This window comes from Photobacterium sp. OFAV2-7 (assembly GCF_022347985.1).
In the GTDB taxonomy this organism is placed as follows: domain Bacteria; phylum Pseudomonadota; class Gammaproteobacteria; order Enterobacterales; family Vibrionaceae; genus Photobacterium.
The window spans coordinates 1-5,648 of sequence record NZ_JAKRFQ010000279.1 but is presented as its reverse complement, the minus strand read 5'-3'; the positions used below and the strand labels follow the sequence as shown (position 1 = coordinate 5,648).

The window sequence follows — 5,648 nt, the reverse complement described above, 5'->3', positions numbered from 1 at the left end:
CCCAAAGGAGAATGGTACGAGGCCATCGAAGCTCCCAAAGGGGAGCTCGGGTACTACATTATTAGTGACGGTAGTGCGATCCCCTTCCGGGTCAAGGTTCGGGCTCCGTCGTTTGTGAATTTGCAGGCGATGCAGCCAATGTGCAAAGACTGCTATCTGGCCGATCTGATAGCCATCGTCGGTAGCTTGGATCCTGTGATGGCCGAAGTCGACAAGTAACAGGCAGATACGACCAAGTTATGGGAGTTGCTGGCATGAACAAAGAACAATTCAAACACGAAATTGAGGAATTCTGCCGTATCTATCCCATGAGACGTTCGGCATTGATGCCTGCACTACACCTTGCCCAGCAACACTATGGTTACCTGAGCACCCAGATCATGCAGGAAGTGGCCGATATTCTCGAGCTTCCCCCGGTTCAGGTCTATGAGGTAGCCAGTTTTTACAGCCTCTACCACACCCGGCCAATCGGCAGCTGCCACCTGCAACTCTGCACCAATGTCTCCTGCATGCTTGCCAACGCCGAAAAGTTAATGAACGTGATCAAACAGACCTTGGCGATCGAACAAGAGCAAACCACGCCGGACGGACGCTTTACCCTCTCTGCCGTTGAATGCCTGGGAGCTTGTGATAAAGCCCCCGTCCTACAGATTAACAATGACCCATATATTGAGCAGTTGAGCGAGCCCCAGCTCCGGCAACTGCTGGCTCAACTCATAGAGCACACCCAAGCACCAGCAGGATGGCACCAACCCGAGGCCGATAACATCATTAAGGTGCGCAATGTTTGAACCTGTCCTTTTAAAAAATGCTGTCCGAGACAACGCCTGGCAACTTAATGTCTATCAGGCCAATGGGGGCTACGAGGCTTGGCGCAAAGTGCTCAGCAGTTACAAACCCGCTGATGTGATCGGCCAGGTCAAAGCGTCCAACTTACGCGGGCGTGGCGGAGCAGGTTTTCCGACAGGCCTGAAGTGGTCCTTTATTCCTGCTGACAGCCCCAGCCAGCGCTATCTGTGCTGCAATGCCGACGAAGGCGAACCCGGCACCTTCAAAGACAAGTTCCTGATGGAACAAGATCCACACCAGTTGCTTGAAGGGATGGCAATTGCTGCCTACGCCATCGGTGCTCACCGGGCCTATATCTATCTTCGCTATGAGTTTCGCCTCGCACTTGAACGCCTTCAGCACGCCATTGACGCTGCAAAAAAACAGGGGCTACTGGGGAAGAACATTCTCGGCTCCGGCTTTGATCTGGAGATATATATCCATCGCAACGCCGGCGCCTATATCTGCGGCGAAGAAACTGCGCTGTTACAGTCGCTCGAAGGCTATCGTGGCGAACCAAGGCTGAAACCGCCGTTTCCTGCCATCAAGGGCTATTGTGCCAGCCCGACGGTAGTCAACAACGTCGAGACCCTCGCTTGCATTCCATCGATTTTCACCAACGGCGCCGAATGGTTTGCCGCTATCGGGCCGGAAAAAAGCCCCGGACCGAAACTGTATTGCCTGAGCGGCCAAGTGAATAAGCCGGGCCTGTATGAACTGCCAATGGGCGTTTCCCTTCGCGAGCTAATTGAAGTCCATGGTAGAGGCTGCCGTGACGGTTACCAGTTGAAAGCAGTGATCCCCGGTGGTGCCTCGGCCCCGATGCTGCCAGCCGATCAGGTCGATATCGCCATGGACTTCGACACCCTGGCTGCTGCTGGCTCGATGCTGGGATCGGCAGGCGTCATCGTGATGGACAACAGTGCTTCTATCGTTGAGGTGACCAAACGAACGATGGAATTCTTTTGTCATGAATCCTGCGGAAAATGCTCGCCCTGTCGCGAAGGGACCTTGTGGGCCGTAAAAATCTTACACCGCTTTGCTGACGGGACTGCAACACAAGACGACCTGTCTCAGCTCCATAGCCTGTGTGACAACATCGCCGGCAACTCATTCTGCGCCCTGGCCGATGGTGCAATCATGGCTTTGCGGGCTGCTCTTAAGCACTTTGAATCGGAGTTCACCGAACGAATTAATGCCCGTGCTACCCTTAAATCAGAGGGCGGCATTGACCATGATTAAAGTGACGATTAACGGTGTATGCCATGAGTTTACACCAGGTATAACCATTCTGGAGGCGACACGGCAGCTAGGCCTTAACCTGCCTACGTTCTGCAACCATCAGTTGCTAAAGCCTGTCGCTTCATGCCGTGTCTGTCTGGTCGAAATTGAGGGAGTCCCTCGTCTGCAACCTTCCTGTGCCACCCTCATCACCGATGGCATGGTGGTCAATACAGACGGCGACCGGGCTACCCAGGCAAGGCAGTCAACTATCAAGTTGTTGCTTGCCAATCACCCGCTCGACTGCCCTATCTGCGACAAGGGTGGCGAGTGTGAACTACAGGACACCGTGTTAGATCACGGCCCCCGCGTCAGCTACTTTGAGGAAAACAAACGCGTCTTTACCGAGAAAGATCCAATCCTCAATAAAGTTATTGTCGCCAACTCTAATCGCTGTATACAGTGCCAGCGTTGTGTCCGGGTGTGTGATGAAGTCGTCGGTGCCAGTGCCATCGGCGTGATCGGACGCGGAGCTGATTGCCTCGAAACCGGCTTTGACAACAACCTCAACAGCTGCGATCACTGCGGTAACTGTATCGAAGTCTGCCCTGTCGGGGCCTTAATGAGAGTCGAATACCGTTACAAAGCCAGACCTTGGGATCTGGCCACGACAGAGACAATTTGCCCCCATTGCGGTACCGGTTGTCAAATCAGCGCCGAAACAAGAAACAATCAGCTTGTCCGGGTCAAAGCCAAGCCCACCAGCGCCGTGAACAAAGAGCTACTCTGCACCAAAGGCCGATTCGGTATCGACTTTGTTGATAAAGCCCCGCGGATCACCCAACCCATGGTTAGGAAAAATAACGAGTTGCAGGCAGTCTCTTGGGATGAGGCATTAGACGCCCTCAAAGAAAATCTACAGCCTCTTATACAACAAGGAGCCAGTGCAGCCGGTGTGATCTCTGCCCGGATGAGCAACGAGGTGCTATTTCGGTTTCATCAATTTATCAGCAAGACCTTTGCCAGCAAACAGATCTACTGCGGCAACGATATCTACCGCCATGATTTTGAACCTGGCTACCAGCTTGCGGTAAACAGCTTGATCAACCAGAGTTATACCAACAAGCCTGTTTCTGAGCTCTTTAACAGCGATTGCATTTTCGTACTTGGCTGCAATATCGGTGAGCAGAACCCTGTCTCCGAGTATCTGCTCCGGGGCTGCTTCTCACGCCAGCCTTTCACTCTGCTGCTTGCATCAACGCGTCAAAGCCGCCTGGATTTATTGGCCAAGACCTTCTTACGCTATCCGCCGGGCCACGAGTTAACCTTACTACAGCAACTGCTCTCGCAGCTAAAAAATGATCAACTGGCAGAAAATCGAAATACTGAAACACAAGGCTCCGATGAATTGCAGCCTGTATCACCAGAGCTAATCGAGTTCAGCGATAGGCTGGCATCTGCCAACAGTATCAGCTTACTTATCGGCTCCGATCTTCTTACTGGTGCGAATGCGACGGCCACTGTTCATAACTTGGTACAGCTTATCAAGGTACTGCAGCAAATAACGCCAAGCGTGCAGTTCCAGTTCTTGTTCCAGCATTGTAATGGACTGGGGGCGTTAGATATCACATCCAATTGGCAGGGACCAACGCAAGCGCTAGTAACCTCTTCGACACCTCCCGATATTCTCTATGTTGTCGATCAGGAGCTGCCATTTATTACTGACCCTGACGGCACCAGCAACAACACAAGTTCTCGGATTCCACTGCCTCAGCTGATGATTTATCAGGGCACATTTGTGAATTCAACAATGGAAATGGCTGATATTGTCCTGCCGGGATTCAGTTTCGCCGAGACCGACGGTACCTTCACCAATAACGAAGGCCGGGTTCAGCGTGTTCGCCCTTTCTACTCTGCTACCAAAAGCAGCACTAACAAAAACGGCGACCGCAACACCAGCAATAACGCAAAGTACGACCGCAACACCAGCAATAACGCAAAGTACGACGCCGAGATCTTGTCTCTCGTCGCGCAATGTCTCGAAAAACAAAGCGAGCTGGGATGCACAGAACCACAACGCATTTTTGATGAAATATGTCACCAGCTTCCCGCTTACCAAGGACTAGATTGGAACCAGCTAGACAGCAACCTGGCCTTCCGAAATTCTGGCCCGCTTCATCCAATCAAGCATCAAGTCAGTCACCAATTCAGCCATCAGAACATTGAAGCTTTTGTGCAGCCTTCTCCGCTTATTGAGAAAGAACACGAGCTTGTTCCGGACACAACACCAGTACCCGAAGTACAAGCCGATAATAGCCAGCCATTTCTACTGCTGACCGCTACCAGTCTTTACCACTCCAAAGATCCTATTGCCGCTTCCTCTCAGCTTGATGATATTGAGAAAGAAGCCTGGATTGAGATCCACGAGCACGATGCCAGCAAGCTCAGAGTCAACCATAATGAGCCGTTGCTTGTTCGCTACCAAACTCAATATCTTGATGCACCATCTAGCTCTGGGCAGAGCCTGTTAAATAAATCTCTGATACTGCCAGCCCGTGTTACTCGCCGGGCAACAAAAAGTACTTTGGTCATAAGCGGCGATCTGACCAAACTGCCCAATAATTTGGCTATGTCTCCAACGCCTACTCCCTGCCTTGCCAGCGTATACAGGGAGTAGAGAATGGAGTTCTCGCTTGTCTTTCTCGTTATGCTGGCCAAGGTCATTGTGCTGACAATAATTTTGTTTATCCTGCCTGTGCCACTGACCTGGATGGAACGCAAGGTTGCCGGCCACATTCAGCAGCGTCTTGGACCGATGCGCACTGGCTGGCACGGGATGTTGCAACCCATCGCCGACGGGATAAAACTGCTTACCAAGGAAGATATCATTCCGGATCAGGCTGACCGCTTTCTGTTCAAGCTCGCGCCACTTCTGTCACTGGTGCCACCTTTTGCTGTCTTTGTGGCTATCCCCTTCGGTGAACCCATCACCATTTTTGATACCCAAATCGACCTCCATCTGTCTGATATGAATGTCGCCTTGTTATACATCCTCGGGGTGGGAGGACTAGAAATTTACGGCGTTATCTTTGGCGGTTGGGCATCGAACAACAAGTATGCCCTACTCGGCAGCTTTCGTACCTGTGCCCAGATGATCAGCTATGCCGTGCCGATGGGATTTGCGGTGATTGGAGTGATCATGCTGGCTGAGTCGATGAACCTTAGCCAAATCGTCATAGCTCAAGAAAATGTCTGGAATGTCGTGACACAACCGATCGGCTTTATTGTCTTTTTTATTGCCGGACTGGCCGAGGCACAACGTATCCCCTTCGATCTTGCGGAGGCCGAAGGCGATCTGGTCGCTGGCTATCATACCGAATACAGCGGAGTACGTTTTACCTTCTTCATGACCAGTGAATATATCGTCATGCTCACCATTTCTGTTATGTGTGTACTGCTGTTCTTCGGTGGCTGGAACGGGATATTGCTGCCGCTGCCACCGGTGATCTGGTTTCTGCTCAAGGTCTTTTTCTTCGTCTATCTGATCATGTGGATCAGATTTACCTTCCCCCGTTATCGCTACGATCAGCTAATGACCA

The 5,648-nt window shown here is 51.7% G+C and carries 4 protein-coding genes and 1 pseudogene; all 5 read left to right on the top strand.

Annotation, left to right across the window (positions count from 1 at the left end; translation table 11 throughout):
* A pseudogene (locus tag MHN01_RS14585) lies at window positions 1–219 on the top strand (NADH-quinone oxidoreductase subunit D); the annotation flags it as partial.
* 35 nt (window positions 220–254) lie between these two features.
* The gene (gene nuoE, locus MHN01_RS14580) at window positions 255–791 is read left to right on the top strand and encodes an NAD(P)H-dependent oxidoreductase subunit E (RefSeq protein ID WP_239412010.1); all 537 of its coding nucleotides are present in this window, start codon (window positions 255–257) and stop codon (window positions 789–791) included.
* Window positions 784–2,070 (top strand): NADH-quinone oxidoreductase subunit NuoF, encoded by a 1,287-nt coding sequence (nuoF, locus tag MHN01_RS14575; protein WP_239412009.1) that lies wholly within the window; start codon window positions 784–786, stop codon window positions 2,068–2,070. Before nuoE ends, nuoF begins: the two co-directional genes overlap by 8 nt.
* On the top strand, window positions 2,063–4,726 hold the full coding sequence (locus MHN01_RS14570; protein ID WP_239412008.1) for a molybdopterin-dependent oxidoreductase: 2,664 nt from the start codon (window positions 2,063–2,065) through the stop codon (window positions 4,724–4,726). The genes nuoF and MHN01_RS14570 overlap by 8 nt, the downstream gene beginning before the upstream one ends.
* Window positions 4,727–4,729: 3 nt before the next feature.
* Window positions 4,730–5,648: NADH-quinone oxidoreductase subunit NuoH (nuoH, locus tag MHN01_RS14565; RefSeq protein WP_239412007.1), on the top strand; the 919-nt coding region annotated here is incomplete at its 3' end.